The sequence below is a fragment of the Actinomadura physcomitrii genome, assembly GCF_008923205.2.
GTDB classification, from domain to species: domain Bacteria; phylum Actinomycetota; class Actinomycetes; order Streptosporangiales; family Streptosporangiaceae; genus Spirillospora; species Spirillospora physcomitrii.
Genome location: NZ_WBMS02000014.1, coordinates 120,461 through 137,847 on the forward strand (window position 1 = coordinate 120,461; position 17,387 = coordinate 137,847).

Consider the following 17,387-nt stretch of genomic DNA (forward strand, 5'->3'; position numbering starts at 1 on the left):
TTGTTCGGTCAGGTCGTCCGGGACCCGTGGCCGCCCGGGCGACCGGGGCGGGACGCGGATCGCCGCGACCTCATGGTAAGCCCATTATCGCTTAGAGAGAATCACACCAAAAAAAATAAGAATTTTCTTACCGATCGCGCGGCGGATCTCGTCCGGCCGTTCTCGCAGGACGCGCGGGCGCTCGATCCGGCATGCCGTCATTCCTTGATCTAAATAGCATAAGCCCTGCTCAGTCGAGGTATTGACCGCCTTTTCGGAACGATGCTAAGCAGGTGCTCAACATCCTTGAGCGGCCGATCGGCGGCCCCGGGAGCAATGCGGAACGGTGTGCGCGCGACGGCCGCGCACCTGGCACAGGGAGGTCCCCCGTTGGGTGAGTTGTCCACGTCCGCCCGGCCGTCCGCCGGCGGGCGGACGCCCGGGCCGGTGCGCCGGTGACCGGCGCGCCGGCCACCGGCGCCCCGGCGGCCGCGGCGCGGTACGCCGGGACGCGGGTCCCGCGCGTGGAGGACCCGCGGCTGCTGACCGGGCACGGCACCTACGTCGACGACGTGGTGCGGCCCGGGACGCTGCACGCCTGCTTCGTCCGCAGCCCGCTGGCCCGCGCCCGGATCGTCGGCGTCGACGCGGCCGAGGCCCTCGCCCTCGACGGCGTCCACGCCGTGTTCACCGCCGCGGACCTCAATCCGGACGTGCGCGAGCAGTGGTACACGCTGATCGGCAAGGACGTCCCGGACACCCCGCGCCCCCCGCTCGCCGAGGGCGAGGTCCGGTTCGTCGGCGATCCCGTCGCGATGGTGGTCGCCACCGACCGCTACGTCGCCGAGGACGCCGCCGAACTGGTCGCCGTGGACTACGAGCCGCTGCCCCCGGTCGTCGACTACGCCGCCGCCGGGGAGTCCGGGGAGCTGGTGCACGAGGGCTACCCGGGCAACCTCGCGGGCGAGTTCCCCGGCGCGCCGTTCGAGGACGTCGAGCCGGTCTTCGCCGAGGCGCCCGTGGTCGTGCGGCGGACGATCCGCCAGCAGGCCTGCAGCCAGGTGCCGATCGAGACGCGCGGGATCGTCGCCGAATGGTCCGCGCCGAGCGGCGAGCTGACGATCTGGGCGGCGACGCAGTCCCCGCACGAGGTGCGGCTGTTCTGCTCCCGGCTGCTCGGACTGCCCGAGCAGCGGGTGCGGGTGGTGATGCGCGACACCGGCGGGGGCTTCGGCCAGAAGGTGATCCCGCAGCGCGAGGACATGTGCGTCATGCTGGCCGCGCGCAAGGTGCCCGGCCCGCTGAAGTGGATCGAGGACCGGCGCGAGAACCTGCAGTCGGCGGGCATGTCCCGGCACGCGCACGCCGACACCCGCATCGCGCTCGGCTCCGACGGCGCGATCCTCGCCGCCGCGATCGACTACGTCGAGGACGTCGGCGCCTATCCGGTGCCGTGGCCGGTCGGGACGTCGGCGGCGGTCGGGATGTTCTTCCCCGGCCCGTACCGCGTCCCGAAGGCCGCGTGGGCGACGTCGTCGGTGTTCTCCAACACCTCCGGCCGCACCGCCTACCGGGGGCCGTGGCAGTTCGAGTCGCTGGCGCGGGAGCTGCTGCTGGACGCGGCCGCCCGCAAGCTGGGCCTCGACCCGGCCGAGGTGCGCCGCCGCAACCTGCTGCGCCGCGACGAGCTGCCCTACACCAACCCGTGCGGCATCCCCTACGACGACATCACCCCGCTGGAGACGTTCGAGCAGGCCCTCGAGATGCTCGACTACGAGGCGTTCCGCCGCGAGCAGGAGCGGGCCCGCGCCGAAGGGCGCTACATCGGCGTCGGGACCTGCACGTACGTGGAACCGACCTCGGCCGCCGTCGGGCTGCACGCCACCGAGGGCGCGACGATCCGGATCGAGCCGTCCGGCAAGGTCAACGTGTACGTGTCCGGCGGGTCGAGCGGCAACAGCATCGAGACCACGGTCGTGCAGCTCACCGCCGACGCGCTCGGCGTGGACATCGCCGACGTCAGCACGGTCCAGGGCGACACGGCCGTCACCCCGTTCGGCGGCGGCGCGGCGGGCAGCCGCTCCGGCTCGATGACCGCGGGCGCCGTGGGCGAGACCGCGTCGGTGCTGCGGGAGCGGATCATCGCGATCGCCGCGCACCGGCTGGAGGCCGACCCCGGCGACATCGAGCTGGAGCACGGGCGCGCCGGCGTCCGCGGCGTGCCCGAGTCCGGCGTCACGCTCGCCGAGATCGCCAATGCCGCCTACTTCCAGCCGGAGACCCTGCCGCCGGGCGTGCCGGCGGGCCTGGAGGCCTCCGGCCGGTACCGGCCGGAGCACCCGCTCGTCTACGCCAACGCCACCCACCTGTGCACCTGCGAGGTCGACATCGTCACCGGCGCGGTGAAACTGCTGCGCTACATCGTCAGTGAGGACTGCGGCCCCATGATCAACCCGAACGTGGTGGAGGGGCAGATCGCCGGCGGCGTCGTCCAGGGCATCGGCAACGCGCTCTGCGAGCACCTCGCCTACGACGCCGAAGGCAACCCCGTCGCCACCACCTTCATGGACTACCTGCTGCCCACGGCCGCCGAGATCCCCGACATCGAGTACGGCCACGTCGAGACGCCGTCGCCCGGCCCCGGCGGCTACAAGGGCGTCGGCGAGGGCGGCGCGATCGGGGCGCCGCCCGCGGTGGCGAACGCCGTCGCCGACGCGCTCGCCCCGTTCGGCGCCGAGATCACCAGCCTGCCGCTGACCCCCGAGACGATCGTCGCGCTGGTGCGCGGCGGGGACGGGACGGTGCCGCGATGAAACCGCCGTCGTTCGAGTACCACGTCCCCGGGGACGTGGACGAGGCCGTCGGGCTGCTCGCCGACCTCGGCGAGGACGCCAAGGCCATCGCGGGCGGGCAGAGCCTCGTCCCGATGCTCGCGCTCCGGCTCGCCAACCCCGAGCACCTCGTGGACCTGCGCCGGCTCGACGGCCTGCGCGGCGTCGAGGAGCGCGGCGGGAGGGTCCGGATCGGCGCGGGCACCACGCAGGCGGCCGTCGCGCGGTCCGCCGAGGTCGCCCGGTCCGTCCCGCTGATGGCCCGCGCCACCCCGCTGATCGGGCACTTCCAGATCCGCAACCGCGGCACCGTCGGCGGGTCACTGGCGCACGCCGACGCCTCCGCCGAGTACCCCGCCGTCGTCCTCGCGCTCGACGCGGAGCTGGAAGCGGTCTCGCCGCGCGGCACCCGCACCATCCCCGCCGGCGACTTCTTCACCGGCCTGTGGAGCACCGCGCTGGACGAGGACGAGCTGCTGACCGCGGTCGACCTCCCGGTGCGCAGCGGCCGCAGCGGCTTCGCGATCGAGGAGTTCGCGCGGCGCGGCGGCGACTTCGCCATCGCCGGCGCGGCGGTCGCCGTCGAGCTGGACGGCTCGGGCCGCGTCGCCCGGTGCGGCATCGGGCTGTTCGGGCTCGGTTCCACGCCGCTGCGCGCCCCGGGCGCTGAGGCCGCCGTGACCGGTGCCGCCCTTACCGACATCGACGCGGACGAACTCGGGCGCACGGCCGTCGGGGAGCTGGACGCGGTCCCCGCCGACCTGCACGCGTCCGCGGACCACCGCGCGCACGTCGGCGCCGTCATCGTGGCGCGGGCATGGCGGCGCGCCGCCGAGGAGGCGGCGAATGGCTGACGTCACCGTCCGGATGCGGGTCAACGGCGGGCCGCGGAGCGCGTCCGTCCCGCCCCGGCTCACCCTCGCCGACTTCCTGCGCGAGCGGTGCGGGCTCACCGGCACCCACCTCGGCTGCGAGCACGGCGTGTGCGGGGCGTGCACGGTGCTGCTGGACGGGCAGGCCGTGCGGGCCTGCCTCGTCCTCGCCGTGCAGGCCGACGGCGCCGAGATCACCACCGTGGAGGGGATCGCCTCGCCGGACGGCGAGCTCTCCCCGGTGCAGCGGGCGTTCCGCGACCACCACGGGCTGCAGTGCGGGTTCTGCACGCCCGGGTTCGTCGTGTCCGTCACCGCGTTCCTGCGCGACAACCCCGGCCCCACCGACGAGCAGATCCGCGACGGCCTGTCCGGCAACCTGTGCCGCTGCACCGGCTACCAGGGGATCCTCAAGGCCGTCCGCGCGGCGGCGGGCGCGCCCGGCGGCACCGCCGCACCGGAGGAGACCGGATGAGACTCGAAAACGCCTTCACGATCCCCGTGCCTGCGGACGAGGCATGGCGCGTCCTGCTCGACATCGAGCGGATCGCCCCCTGCGTCCCGGGCGCGGCGCTCACCTCCCGCGACGGCGACCGCTACCACGGGAAGGTCAAGGTCCGGCTCGGTCCGATCGGCCTCACCTACAGCGGGTCGGTCGCGTTCGTGTCCCTCGACGAGGACGCCGGGGTCGCGGTGCTGGAGGCCGCCGGGCGCGAGACCCGCGGCGGCGGCACCGCCAAGGCCGTCGTCACCTGCCGGCTCACCGGGCGCGGCGACGCCACCGACGTGCACGTGGAGACCGACCTCGCCATCACCGGCAAGCCCGCGCAGTTCGGCCGCGGCGCCCTCGCCGACGTGTCCGCCGCCCTCCTCGGCACGTTCGCCGCGAACCTCGCCGAGGAGATCGCGCCCGGCGGTGACGCGCCCCCGGTCCCGGACGCCTCCACCGGGACCGGGGACGCGCCGCCCGCGTCCGCCGCCCCCGCGGAACCCGCGGCCCCCGAGGCACCCGCGGCCCCCGCCCGGCAGGCCGCGCCCGTGGACCTGCTCCGCACGGCCGGTCCGGGCGCGGTCCGCCTCGCCGCCGCCCCGGCCGCGGCCTCCCTCGCCCTGCTCGTGGTGCTCCTGGCCGTCCGCCGCCGGCGGCGGGCCGGGCGCCCGTAGCCCATCCCCCCACCGAAGAGAAGAGGAAGCGATGCCCGGACGAGTCGAAGGCAAGGTCGCGTTCATCACCGGAGCCGCCCGCGGCCAGGGACGCGCCCACGCCGTGCGCCTCGCGCAGGAAGGCGCGGACATCATCGCGGTCGACATCTGCAAGCAGCTCGACACCGTGCCGATCCCCATGTCCACCCCCGGGGACCTCGACGAGACCGTGGCGCAGGTGAAGGCCACCGGCCGCCGCATCGTCGCCGCCCAGGCCGACGTCCGCGACTACGACGCGCTGAAGGCCGTCGTCGACGACGGCGTCACCCAGCTCGGCCGGCTGGACATCGTCATCGCCAACGCCGGGCTCGCCGCCGACGGCGCCCCCATCCAGGACCTCGACGAGAAGCTGTGGGCCGACTCGATCGGCGTCAACCTGACCGGCGTCTTCCACACCGGCAAGGCCGCCATCCCGCACCTCATCGCCGGAGGGCGCGGCGGGTCCATCGTGCTGACCAGCTCCGTCGGCGGCCTCAAGGCGCACCCGAACATCGCCAACTACGTCGCCGGCAAGCACGGCGTCGTCGGGCTCATGCGGTCGATGGCCGTGGAGCTCGCGCAGCACAACATCCGCGTCAACTCCGTCCACCCGACGCAGGTGGGCACGCCGATGCTGCTGAACGACCTGACCTACCGGATGTTCCGTCCCGACCTGGAGAACCCGACCCAGGAGGACATGGCGCCGATCTCGCAGATGATGAACGCGCTCCCGGTGCCCTGGGTCGAGGCCGAGGACATCGCCAACGCCGTCCTGTTCCTCGTCTCCGACGAGGCCCGCTACATCACCGGAGTCCCGCTCCCCATCGACGCGGGCTCGATGCTCAAGTGACCCGGAGGGACCAGATGGGCACCGAAGACACGAGCACCCGCGAGGCGGACACCGGCGAGGCCTTCTCCTGGGACCCCTACGACCCGCGGCTCACCCCCGACCCCTACCCGACGTACCGGCGGCTCCGCGACGAGTTGCCGCTGTACTACAACGAGAAGCACGACTTCTATACCCTCAGCCGGTTCGAGGACGTGGACCGGTGCCTGCCGGACTGGCAGACGTTCTCCTCGGCGCGCGGCAACATCCTGGAGTTCGTCAAGTCGGGCATCGTGATGCCGCCCGGCACCGTCATCTTCGAGGACCCGGAGATCCACGACATCCACCGCCGGCTGCTGGTGCGCGTGTTCACCCCGCGCCGCATCGCCGAGCTGGAGCCGCGGGTGCGCGAGTTCTGCGTGCGCACCCTCGATCCGCTGGTGGGGCGGGACCGGTTCGACCTGATCGAGGCCGTCGCCACCGAGATGCCCATGCGGGTCATCGGCATGCTGTTCGGGATCCCGGACTCCGACCTGGCGGCGCTGCGCGAGTCCGCGGACGAGAGCCTGCGGACCGAGGCCGGCGGGCAGATGGATCTGAAGGGCGGCGCCGGGCTCAGCAACGAGATGTTCGGCGACTACATCGACTGGCGGCGCGAGCACCCGTCCGACGACCTCATGACGATGCTGATGAACGCCGAGTTCGAGGACGAGAACGGCGAGCGGCGCACGCTCACCCGCGACGAGGTGCTCGTCTACTGCACGGTCGTCGCGGGCGCGGGCAACGAGACCACGGGCCGGCTCATCGGGTGGATGGCGTCGGTCCTCGCCCAGCACCCCGACCAGCGCCGCGAGCTCGTCGAGGACCCGTCGCTGATCCCCAACGCGGTGGAGGAGGTGCTGCGCTACGAGTCGCCCGGCCCCTACATGGCGCGGTACGTGACGCGGGACGTGGAGTTCTACGGGCGGACGGTGCCGGAGGGCGGCACGCTGATGCTCGTCCTCGCCGCCGCCAACCGCGACGAGCGGCGCTTTCCCGACCCGGACCGCTTCGACATCCACCGCAAGATCGGCCAGCACCTGGCGTTCGGCGTCGGCGCGCACTACTGCCTCGGCGCCGCGCTCGCCCGGCTGGAGGGCCGGATCGCGCTGGAGGAGATCCTGCGGCGCTTCCCCACCTGGGAGGTCGACTGGGACGGCGCCAAGCTGGCGCAGACCTCGACCGTCCGGGGATGGGAGAGGCTGCCGCTCGTCCTGCGCTGACGCCTCGCTCTGAGGGGAGCGGGAGACCAGGCCGGAGCCGGCCCGCGGTGGCGCACGCGGGCCGGCGCTCGGAGGCTTTCGCGTGCGGCGGGCAAGTGCCCGTTGTGATAACGCACAGTCCGCGTCTTGTGCTGTACAGCCACTTGACACTTCTTGAGGCCGAGGATGTACTGTCTCTCGCCTGATGAGAGTCAGAGACTCCGAAAATGCATACTCGGATTCTCAAATTGAAGAACTTGACTCTCGCAGCTAATTCCGAAGATTCTCGAAGCGGTTCGGGCCGCCGTCCGGCGAGGGGGAGCAGCCGATGTGCGAACGGCAGGGAACGCGTCCATGAGCGCGGCCGCGGGACACCGCCTGCGCGCGCCCCGGCTCACCTGGGCCGGGGCGCCGCGACGGCTGCTGCTCGGGTGGCTGGAGCAGGCCGGCCTGCTGTTCGCGATCACGCTCGAGGGCTTCCGCAAGACCTGGGACGTGCGCCGATGGTGGGTCGAGTGGGTCGAGCAGTGCTGGTTCATCGCGCGGGTCACGACGCTGCCGGTGATGCTGATCGCGCTGCCGCTCGGCGGCACCATCGCGCTGCAGGTCGGCCAGATCGTCCGGCAGATCGGCGCCGAGTCCGGCACCGGCGCCACCGTCGTGCAGGCCCTGGTCACCCAGGTGGCGCCGATGGCGGCGGCCCTGCTGATCTCCGGGGCCGGCGGCTCGGCCATCACCTCCGACATCGGCTCGCGGCGGATCCGCGACGAGCTGGACGCGATGGAGGTCATGGGCATCAACCCGGTGCACCGGCTCGTCACGCCCCGGCTCTGGGCGGCCAGCACGGTCGGCGTGATGCTCTGCTCGCTGATCATCCTGGCGGGCATCGCCGGCGGCTTCTTCTTCAACGTCGTCCGGGAGGGCGTGACGCCCGGCTCCTACTTCGACGGGGCCACGTCGCTCCTGCAGCTGTCGGACCTGCTGATCACCCTGTTCAAGGCGTGGGTGTTCGGCTTCATCGCCGCCGCGGTGGCCTGCTGGAAGGGCATGACCTGCCGGTACGGCGCGAGCGGTGTCGGACGGGCGGTCAACCAGTCGGCCGTCGTCGCGGCGATGCTGGTGTTCGCGGCGAACTACGTGCTGTCCACGCTGGCCTACAGCCTCTTCCCACCCCGGATCTGACGGAGCGCCGATGAACTCGATCGTCCCGTACCGCGCGGCCGTCGTGCTGCGCCGCCGATGGCGCCCGCGCGCCCCCGAGTTCACCGAGTTCCTGGTCTTCTCGGGCATGGTCCTGCACCACATGGTCGTGGACATCGCGCGCGGGAAGCACCTGAAGGCCGTCGTCCGCCAGGTCAGCGACATCAGCGCCGGCGTCGGCGCGGTCGTGATGGGCCTCGGCATGGTCGTCGTGATCTTCTTCATGTCGTTCTTCACCGGCACCACCGTCGGCCTGCAGGCCATCCCCGGGCTGCAGCGGGTCGGCGTGCAGTCGCTCGCCGGGATCATCGCCAGCTACGCCAACGTGCGCGAGGTGACCCCGATCATCGCCGGCGTCGCGATGGTGTTCCAGCTCGGCGGCCAGTTCACCGCCGAGCTCGGCGCGATGCGCATCTCCGAGGAGATCGACGCCCTGGAGGTGATGGGCATCAACTCCCTCGCCTACCTGGTGTGCACCCGGCTGGCCGCCGCGCTGATCACGCTCGTCCCGCTCTACCTGCTGGCGCTGTTCGCCAGCTTCTTCGCCACCCGGATCATCTCCATCGACTTCTTCGGCATCTCGCCCGGGATCTACGACTACTACTTCCACCTCTACCTGCCGCCGATAGACGTGTTCTACAGCGTCCTGAAGGTCGTCATCTTCACGGTGATCATCGTGCTCGTCCACTGCTACCGCGGCTACAACGCCACCGGCGGGCCGGTCGGGGTGGGGCTCGCGACCGGGCAGGCCATCCGGGAGTCCATGGTCACGATCGTCATGGTCAACCTGCTGCTGTCCTACATCTTCTGGGGCAACGGCGGAACAGTGAGCCTGACCGGATGAGGACCGTCGATCTCACACCGCGCAGCCGCCGCCGGTTCGGCGCGATCGGCGCGGCCCTCGTCGCCGGCGCCGCGCTGGCGTCCTACCTGGCCGCGCGCGACACCCACCCAGGATCGACCTACCTGACGGCGACGTTCGGCCGGGCCGGCGAAGGGCTGGACGACCGCTCCGACGTCAAGATCCGCGGCGTCAAGGTCGGCCAGGTCGCCTCGGTGCGCCTCACCCCGCAGGGGAAGGCGCTGGTGCGGATCCGCCTGGACCACGGCGTCCACGCGCCCACCACATCCGAGGCCGCGATCTCGCCGCTGTCGGCGTTCGGGCCGAAGTTCGTCGACCTGCGGCCCGGCCAGGGCGAGGGCAGGGGACCGTACCTGCACGACGGCGGCACCATCGCCAAGACCAGCGACCCGCAGGACCTCAACGACATCGCGGCGCCGACCGTCGACCTCCTCGACGCGCTCGGCCCGAACGACATCGCCACCATCATGCGGTCGCTCGGCACCGGCCTGGACGGCCGCGGGGCCGAGCTCGCGGGGCTGGTCGACGACTCCTCGAAGCTGCTCGGCACGACCGCGCGCCGCAGCGGCGACCTCGGCTCCATCATCGGCAACGGCGGCGCGCTCGCCGGCACCGCCGCCCGGCACGCGGACGAGATCGGCAAGATCACCGACGATCTGAGCCTCGTCGCGCCGACCCTCACCAAGGACCCCGGCCAGTTCGACGAGCTGCTCGGCGGGCTGGACGAGTCGTCCCGCACCCTCACTCAGATCCTCGCCGCGAACCCGAAGGCGCCGGGCCGCGTCCTCGACGCGTTCACCCCGGCCGCCGGCGTCCTCTACAAGTACCGCGACTACTTCCCCGACCTCATCAGCAGCAGCGGGCTGATCCTGACGCAGCTCGCCGGCATCGCCAACATCCCCGGGCCGCACGGCACGCTGCTGTCGCGGGTCACCATCCACATCAATCCGAGCAACGCCCTGTGCGAGTCGCTGCCCGGCATCTGCGGGCCGATCGAGCCGGCGGTCCCGAACAAGCCGAACCCGCCGAAGGGGGGTAACTGATGGCCCCCGCACGCCGCCTGCGGCTGCGCAGGCAGGGACTGGACATGCGGTCGGCCCGCAAGTTCATCGTGTTCGGCATCGCCACCACCGTGCTGACCGTGTACATGGCGTTCCGGATCGTCGGCACGGACCTCGGCGCCGGCCTGCACCTGCGCGCGACGTTCGACGACGTCAGCGGGCTGCGCAGCGGCGATGTGGTGAAGGTGGCCGGCACCCCGGTCGGACGGGTCACCTCGGTGAAGGTCGTGGACGGCCGCGCCGTCGTCGGGATGAAGATCGAGGACTCGCTGCGCATCCCGGCCGACTCCTCGGCGGTCATCCGCTGGAAGGACCTCATCGGCAAGCGCGAGATCTACCTGGAGACCGGGTCCAGCGGCACCATGCTGAAGGACGGCCAGCGGATCACCCGGACCAGGTCGGCGGCCGACCTCGGCTCGCTCATCAACAACCTCGGCCCGCTGGTCGGCGGCCTCGACCCGAACGAGATCAACAAGGTCCTGGAGTCGTTCGCCACCGCGCTCGACGGCAACCAGGACAGGATCGACCAGATGTCGACGAACCTGGCGGCGCTGCTGCAGACGCTGAGCGCCCGCAGCGGCACCGTCCGCCAGATGATCGGGAACTACAAGACGGTCACCGACGCGCTGGCCGCCCGCGACCGGCAGATCACCGAGACCATCGGCAACCTGACCGACCTGACCCGGGCGTTCGCGCAGGACCGCGCCGCGATCGGCACCGCGAGCACCCGGCTCGGCGACCTGTCGACCAACCTCGACAAGGTCCTCGGCGGCTCCGCGCCGCAGCTCGGCCGGCTGGTCAGCGGCACCAACGACCTGATGGAGGTCGCGCACCGCAGGATCCGCGACCTCGACAAGATGATCAAAAGCCTGCCCTCGGCGCTGCAGGCGCTGCTGACCCTCATGGACGGCGGCAAGTTCCTGCGCGGCAACGCCCTGTGCATGAACGTCGTCTACAGCGACACCTGCCCGTTCCCCGAGAACCTGCCGCCCCCGCCCGCGGTCCCCTCGGGCGCCGGATCCGGCACCGGAGGCGGAGCCGCGGTGAGCCCGAAGGACGCGCGGCTGACCCCGGCCCAGCAGCAGGTCTTCCAGGCGATGGTCAAGATGGCGTTCCTCGGCGGCCAGAACGGGGGGCAGTGAGATGGGCCGGACCAGGGACGCGTTCGCGCGGTCGTTCCGGGACCGCAATCCCGTGGCCATAGCGGCGGTGACGATCCCGGCGCTGGCCGCGCTGGTGCTGGCCGCCTACGCCTACGGATCGCTCGGCCTCTTCAAGGGCGGCTACACCGTCAGCGGCGTCTTCGCCGGGACCAGCGGCCTGCAGAAGGGCGCCGAGGTGCAGCTCGCCGGGGTCGACGTCGGCAAGGTCACCAAGATCGAGCCGGACTTCCGCAACGGCCACGTCGTCATTACCTGGAAGGTCGACTCCGGGATCAGGCTGGGGCCGCGGATGCACGCCGACATCCGGCTGTCGAACCTGCTCGGCGGCCAGTACGTCCGGCTGTCCGGGCCGGTGGCGAAGCCCTACCTGAGGTCGCTGTCGGAAGGCCGGCGCCGCATCCCGCTGGAGCGCACGAGCATCCCGTACACGCTGAGCAACACGCTCGGCTCCGCGTCGACGATCGCCGGCAAGCTGGACGCCCAGTCGATCGACCGGCTGCTGAACGAGGCCGCCAAGGTGAAGCTGCCGTCCCAGCAGGAGACCGCGAAGATGCTCGCCGACCTGCGCAAGGTCAGCGCCGCGCTGAACGACTCCTTCCCGCAGGTCGCCGCCATCATCGCCAACAGCGGCAAGCTCAGCGGCGCCCTGGCCGCCAAGGACCGGGAGCTCACCCAGCTGCTCGACTACGGCGACGATCTGCTGAAGGAACTGGCGGGGCGGCGGGACGACCTCGCCGCCGCGCTCGGCAGCGGCAGCCGTGTCGTCCAGACCCTGGACGACACGCTCGCCAAGCACCAGAAAGAGCTGAACACGGTGCTCAACGACTTCCACCTCGCCGCGAACACGCTGGCGGGCGACAACCTGCCGTCGATGAACGTCGCGCTCGCCTGGTTCGGTCCCGCGTTCTACGGGCTCGGCACCGCCGGCAGCCGCGACGGCCGGTGGATGGAGGGCGGGTTCGTCGGATTCGGCCCGGTGCAGCCCGGCGTGGTCGGGCCGCAGCCGAACTTCAACCCGCCGAACTACCCGCTCGTCCCGACGGGAGCCCTCGGATGAGGCGCCCGTCCCGCTTCCTCGCGGCGGCCGCGGCGGCCGTCCTGGGCGCCGCGCTCAGCGGCTGCTCGGTGCTGGCGGGCCCGCTGTCAACGGGGCCGTCGTACAAGGTCACCGCCTACTTCACCCGCGCCGTGTCGTTCTATCCGGGGTCCCGGGTGCAGGTGATGGGGGTCAACGTCGGGAAGGTCGACTCGGTCACGCCGCTGAACGGGCAGGTCCGGGTCGTCGCGTCGATCGACGGCGACGTGCCGCTGCCCGCGACGGCCACCGCCGCGATCGTGCCGCTGAGCCTGATCGGCGAGCGCACGCTGGCCTTCAGCCCGGCCTGGCACCCCGGCCTGCCGAAGATGCCCGACGGCGCCGTGCTGCGCACCGACCGCACGCAGGTCCCGGTCGAGGTCAACGACGCCCTCAAATCGTTCGGCAAGCTGCTGGACAACTTCGACCCGGCCAAGGCCGACGCCGCGCTCGGCACCGCCGCGGGCAGCCTCAACGGCAACGGCGCCGCCTTCAACCAGGCGTTCCAGCAGGCCGGGCAGCTCATGAACAACCTCGCCGGGCAGGACAAGCAGCTCCTCCAGGTCGCGCAGAACCTCGACCGGCTCGCCGGCATCGTCAAAGGCCGGGAGAAGACCCTCGGAACGCTGGTCAGCGACTTCTCCAAGGTGTCGACGACGCTGGCGAACGAGCGGCAGAGCATCCGGACGCTGGTGGAGGCCATCGCCGACCTGGCCAAGCGCGGCGACGTCCTGATCAAGATGCACCAGGACACCATCCCCTCCGACCTGCACAAGACCGCGCAGGTCAGCCTGACCCTCAAGGGCAGTGCGGACACGCTCGGCGGCGTCCTGCAGGCGCTGCCGAACATCGCGTTCCAGTTCGTCAACGCCTACGAGCCGGAGAATCACGCGATCATGCTGCGGGTCACCCTCGACAACTTCGCGCGGTCCTACCTGGCCGCGGCCCTGAAGTCGCCCACGATCGACGAGAGCGTGCCGTGCCCCCTCCCGCCCCCCTACTCCAACTGCCAGTAGGAGCCACCGTGAGACGATCTCTCCTGCTCGCCGGGACGCTCGCGCTGCTCGGCTGCGCGGTGCTGTCCGGCTGCTCGATCCAGACGCTGCACGCGCCGAAGGGGCCGCTCACCCTCACCGCCGACTTCACCGACGTGCAGAACCTCGTCGCCGGGCACGACGTGAAGGTCGCGGACGTCGCGGTCGGGTCCGTCACGAAGGTCGCGCTGGTGGACGCGGGGCACGGCTACCGGTCCCGCGTCACCATGTCGATCAAGAAGGGCGTGCACATCCCGGACGGCTCGACGGCCAAGGTCACCACGACCTCGCTGCTCGGCGAGAACTACGTGCAGATCCAGCCGCCGCCGGGCCGGGCCCTGAACCAGGGGCCCTTCCTCGCCGACCACGCCCGGATCGCCCAGACCACGACCAGTCCCGGGTTCGAGGACATCGTCGGCAGGGCCGCCCCGCTGGTCGGCGCGATCGCCGACGGCGACGCCCCCGGGCTCGTGCACACCGCGAGCACCGCGTTCGCGGGGCGCGGGCCCCAGCTCAAGGCGATGATCGCCAACGCGGACACGCTGCTGAAGACCTTCGGCGAGCGGCGCGAGCAGCTCGGCCAGGCCGTCGACGACCTCGCGGTGCTCGGCCGCAAGCTCGCCGACCACGAGGGCTCGCTGCGGCAGCTGCCCGGCCGGCTGTCCGACGCCACCAAGATGCTGGCCGACGACCGGCAGAAGATCCTCACCGCGGTGCACTCGCTGTCCGACCTCGCCCGGACGGTCAACGACACCGTCCTGATCGGCCACACCGACCAGCTCCGCCGGATCATCGAGCAGATGGGCCCGACGATGCAGGTGCTGGCGTCCGACAAGACCAAGCTCGGCACGCTCATCAACCGCTTGCAGGAGTTCGTGTCCCGGATGCCCCGGCAGGTCTACAACGGGCAGCTGCTCACCTACCCGGTGATGGACTTCAACGGGTCGGCCACCAGGGGAGCCGGGAAGACGCCTACGTCGCTGGAGGCCCTCGTCCGCATGCTGGGACCGAACCGGTGACCCGCCGGGTCGTCGTCAACCTGGCGGTCTTCGGGGTGCTGGGGGTCGTCCTCACGGTCTGGGCCGTGCGCAGCGTGTTCGGGTTCGACCCCTTCTCGCGCCCGTACCAGATCACCGCGCAGTTCTCCGGCTCGCCGGGCCTGCAGCCGAACTTCGACGTGACCTACCTCGGCGTCGCCGTCGGGAAGATCCACTCGGTGCGGCTGGAGGGCTCCAAGGTCGTCGTCCGGCTCGACATCGACAAGGGCGAGCGGATCCCGCGGGGCGCGACCGCCGCCGCCGCGCTGAAGTCCGCGATCGGCGAGCCGTACGTGGACCTGGAGCCGGCGAGCGGCGGGGGCGGCGCGCCGCCGATGCGGCCCGGCGACGTCATCCCGCTGTCGCGCACCAGCGTCACCGAGAGCTACGGCGACCTGTTCGCCTCGGTGAACAAGGCGATCAACGGGCTCGACCCGAAGAACCTCAAGATCGTCACGCACGAGCTGGCGCGGGGCCTGGACGGGCGCGGTGACACCCTGCGGCTCAGCGTGGACGGCGCCTCCCAGCTCGCCAGGACGTTCGCCGACCGCACCGACACCCTCGACAGCCTGATCACCAACCTCGGCACCCTCACCGGCGTCCTCGCCGGAAAGCGGGACGACCTCGCCGCCGGGATCTCCGGCACCGCCGACATGACCTCCTCGCTCGCCGCCGCCAACGAGTCCCTCAAGCAGGTCCTCGCCACCACCCCCGACCTGCTCGCCCGGACGAACGCGGTGCTGCGGGAGTCGAAGCCCGCCATGCAGTGCATGCTCAGCGCGCTCGGCGGAGCGCTCCCGAGGCTGCTCAACGACCGGAACGTCAGCGACCTCTCCAGGGGGCTGCAGTGGTCGCCGCAGCTGGCGTCCGCGATGCGCGGCGTCATCACGTTCGTCAACGGCGAGCCCAACCTCAACATCAAGTTCCTCCTGACGCTCACGCCGGTGAAGAGCGCGGTCGAGAACCGCAACCTGAGCCCGCTGCCCTCGATCCCGAGGATCCCGACCTGCCCGGGCGTGGACCTGCCCGCCCAGCAGAGCCCGCCGCTGAAGAAGTCGCAGACGGCCGGCAAGAACGGTTCCGGGGCGGCCGCGACCGCGCCGGCCACCCTTCCCGCCCGCAACGCCGCCGCCTCCGGCACCGAGCACCACGGGCCGCCGGCATGGCTGATCTATCTGCCGCCCCTGGTGGCGGGCCTGGTCCTGCTGCGCGTCTTCATGGGCATGCTCGGCCTGGCCCGGCGCCCGAACTGGAGAAGGAGAAGCCGATGAAGACCAGGGCCCCGGCCGCCCGCACGGCCGACGAGGACGCCCCGGACGTCGACGAGGACGTGATCGCGGAGGCCGCCGAAGACGACCGCCCCGACGACGCCGGCGACGCCGACGGCGCCGACGAGGAGTACGAGCAGGTCTACGTCGTCGTCAGGAAGAAGAGCGCCGCCGCGGAGCCCGGCGAAGGCGACGAGGAGACGGCAGGCGAGGCGGCGGAACCGGCCGGCGAAGCCGAGGAGGCCGAGAAGGCGCCGGCGGAGAAGCCGCCGCCGCGCCGTTTCACGCGCAAGGCCGCGGCCGCGTCCGCGCCCCGGGTCCCCGAAGTCGCGCCGAAGGTGTGGGCGGCGTCCCTGGCGAGCGGACCGTTCGGCAAGAAGAGCCGCCGCCGGACCCTGGTCACGCGCGTCCTGACGATCGTCCCCGCCGTCGCGCTCGTCGCGGTGAGCGCGCTCCTCTGCGTCGTCTGGCAGCAGAAGGGGGACCTGTCCGCGGACGCCCGGCGGCAGCGCGACCTCGCCGCCAGCGCGCGCAAGGTCGCCGACGTCTTCTTCAACTGGGACTACCAGCACATGGCGCAGTCGTTCGCCGCGAAGTACCCGCTGCTGACCAAGGCCGCCGCGGACGCCATCCGGCCGACCGCCGACACCCTGACCAGCTACTTCACCACCAACAAGGTCAGCTCCCGCGCCACCGTCACCGGCGTGTACCCCGGTGCGGTGAAGCACGGCGCCGCCAACGTCATGGTGGTCATCAACACCAGGGTGACGACGGGCAAGACCGTGCAGGCCAACAACGGGGCCACGGTCGCGCTCAGCATGAAGCTCGTCTCGGGGAAATGGCTGGCTGGTAACATCACGCTGCTGAGCCAGGGCGTGGAGTCCGCCACCGACGAGAACGGCAAGCCGATCCCGGGCGGGAAGGGCTCCTCCGGACTGCCGGGCGCCACCCCCTCGGCCCGGCCGTCGCGGTGACGCGGGGGCGCGACGCCGCCCCCGGGCCGCACGCCGGCTTCCCTCACCGCTCCGACCGGAGCGTCCGCTGTGAAAGGCACTGATGCGCACGCATGGGTGGCGAGGCGACCCTCCCCGCGACGACGACGAGGCCCGGCGGCGGATCATCGACGCGCTGATCCGGTGCGTGGACCGGTACGGCGCCCACAAGACCGGCTTCACGCAGGTCGCGGAGGAGCTCGGCGTCACCCGCGCGACCGTGTACCGCTACTACCGCAACATCGACGAGCTGATGAAGGCGGCGGGGTTCGCCGCGGCCGCCGAGTTCGAGGCGCGGATCACCGCCGCCATCGGGCCGCTGACCGACCCGGCCGAGATCCTCGTCGAGGTGTTCGCCGTCGGGGTGGAGCAGCTGCCCCGCGACCCGCACGTCGGGATGATCTTCGCCACCGGGCGCGCCCCGATGTTCGGCCCCGACATCCTGTCCGCCGCCGCCCTCGACGAGATGAAGGACTTCCTGTCCCGGCTCGCCATCGACTGGACGGCCCTCGGCTACGACGACGGCGAGCTCGCCGGTCTCGCCGAGTTCTTCATGCGCCTGCTCTACTCCTACCTTTCGGTGCCCGAGGCCACCGGGGACGACCCGCGTCCCTTCCTGCGCCGCTGGCTGACGCCCGCCCTGCTCGCGAAGGCCGCCCCCTGACGCGACCGCTCCCCGCGCGCGGCCGCCGCCGACGTTCCCTCCGCCCCGTTCCCGCCGCGGTGGGCCCCGAGGGTTCTTGACGGACCGGTCAACTATCCGC

At 72.0% G+C, this 17,387-nt stretch carries 16 protein-coding genes; all 16 read left to right on the forward strand.

Annotation, left to right across the window (positions count from 1 at the left end):
- The first annotated feature begins 434 nt into the window (after positions 1–434).
- Positions 435–2,792 (forward strand): xanthine dehydrogenase family protein molybdopterin-binding subunit, encoded by a 2,358-nt coding sequence (locus F8568_RS19435; RefSeq protein ID WP_151594979.1) that lies wholly within the window; start codon positions 435–437, stop codon positions 2,790–2,792.
- Positions 2,789–3,664, forward strand: coding sequence for an FAD binding domain-containing protein (locus tag F8568_RS19440; RefSeq protein ID WP_151594980.1), 876 nt, complete (start codon positions 2,789–2,791; stop codon positions 3,662–3,664). The genes F8568_RS19435 and F8568_RS19440 overlap by 4 nt, the downstream gene beginning before the upstream one ends.
- Complete coding sequence (locus tag F8568_RS19445) at positions 3,657–4,157, forward strand: (2Fe-2S)-binding protein (protein WP_151594981.1); 501 nt, start codon at positions 3,657–3,659, stop codon at positions 4,155–4,157. Before F8568_RS19440 ends, F8568_RS19445 begins: the two co-directional genes overlap by 8 nt.
- Entirely contained in the window at positions 4,154–4,846 is a 693-nt protein-coding gene (locus F8568_RS19450) for an SRPBCC family protein (RefSeq protein ID WP_151594982.1), read from the forward strand. Before F8568_RS19445 ends, F8568_RS19450 begins: the two co-directional genes overlap by 4 nt.
- Positions 4,847–4,877: 31 nt before the next feature.
- Complete coding sequence (locus F8568_RS19455) at positions 4,878–5,714, forward strand: mycofactocin-coupled SDR family oxidoreductase (protein ID WP_151594983.1); 837 nt, start codon at positions 4,878–4,880, stop codon at positions 5,712–5,714.
- 14 nt (positions 5,715–5,728) lie between these two features.
- Entirely contained in the window at positions 5,729–6,952 is a 1,224-nt protein-coding gene (locus F8568_RS19460; protein ID WP_151594984.1) for a cytochrome P450, read from the forward strand.
- A gap of 333 nt (positions 6,953–7,285) precedes the next feature.
- On the forward strand, positions 7,286–8,113 hold the full coding sequence (locus F8568_RS19465) for an MlaE family ABC transporter permease (protein WP_151594985.1): 828 nt from the start codon (positions 7,286–7,288) through the stop codon (positions 8,111–8,113).
- Between the two features lie 10 nt (positions 8,114–8,123).
- Positions 8,124–8,975 (forward strand): ABC transporter permease, encoded by an 852-nt coding sequence (locus tag F8568_RS19470; protein WP_151594986.1) that lies wholly within the window; start codon positions 8,124–8,126, stop codon positions 8,973–8,975.
- A complete protein-coding gene (locus F8568_RS19475) occupies positions 8,972–10,036 on the forward strand; it encodes an MCE family protein (RefSeq protein WP_151594987.1) in 1,065 nt (354 codons plus the stop codon). The genes F8568_RS19470 and F8568_RS19475 overlap by 4 nt, the downstream gene beginning before the upstream one ends.
- Positions 10,036–11,196, forward strand: a complete 1,161-nt coding sequence (locus F8568_RS19480; protein ID WP_151594988.1) for an MCE family protein — start codon at positions 10,036–10,038, stop codon at positions 11,194–11,196. Before F8568_RS19475 ends, F8568_RS19480 begins: the two co-directional genes overlap by 1 nt.
- Position 11,197: 1 nt before the next feature.
- Positions 11,198–12,274, forward strand: coding sequence for an MCE family protein (locus F8568_RS19485; protein ID WP_151594989.1), 1,077 nt, complete (start codon positions 11,198–11,200; stop codon positions 12,272–12,274).
- Positions 12,271–13,308 (forward strand): MCE family protein, encoded by a 1,038-nt coding sequence (locus F8568_RS19490; protein WP_151594990.1) that lies wholly within the window; start codon positions 12,271–12,273, stop codon positions 13,306–13,308. The genes F8568_RS19485 and F8568_RS19490 overlap by 4 nt, the downstream gene beginning before the upstream one ends.
- A gap of 8 nt (positions 13,309–13,316) precedes the next feature.
- Positions 13,317–14,345 (forward strand): MCE family protein, encoded by a 1,029-nt coding sequence (locus tag F8568_RS19495; RefSeq protein ID WP_160573665.1) that lies wholly within the window; start codon positions 13,317–13,319, stop codon positions 14,343–14,345.
- Complete coding sequence (locus F8568_RS19500; protein ID WP_151594992.1) at positions 14,342–15,634, forward strand: MCE family protein; 1,293 nt, start codon at positions 14,342–14,344, stop codon at positions 15,632–15,634. Before F8568_RS19495 ends, F8568_RS19500 begins: the two co-directional genes overlap by 4 nt.
- Complete coding sequence (locus F8568_RS19505) at positions 15,631–16,605, forward strand: hypothetical protein (protein WP_151594993.1); 975 nt, start codon at positions 15,631–15,633, stop codon at positions 16,603–16,605. Before F8568_RS19500 ends, F8568_RS19505 begins: the two co-directional genes overlap by 4 nt.
- An 82-nt stretch (positions 16,606–16,687) precedes the next feature.
- Complete coding sequence (locus F8568_RS19510; protein WP_151594994.1) at positions 16,688–17,287, forward strand: TetR/AcrR family transcriptional regulator; 600 nt, start codon at positions 16,688–16,690, stop codon at positions 17,285–17,287.
- The last annotated feature ends 100 nt before the right edge of the window (positions 17,288–17,387 follow it).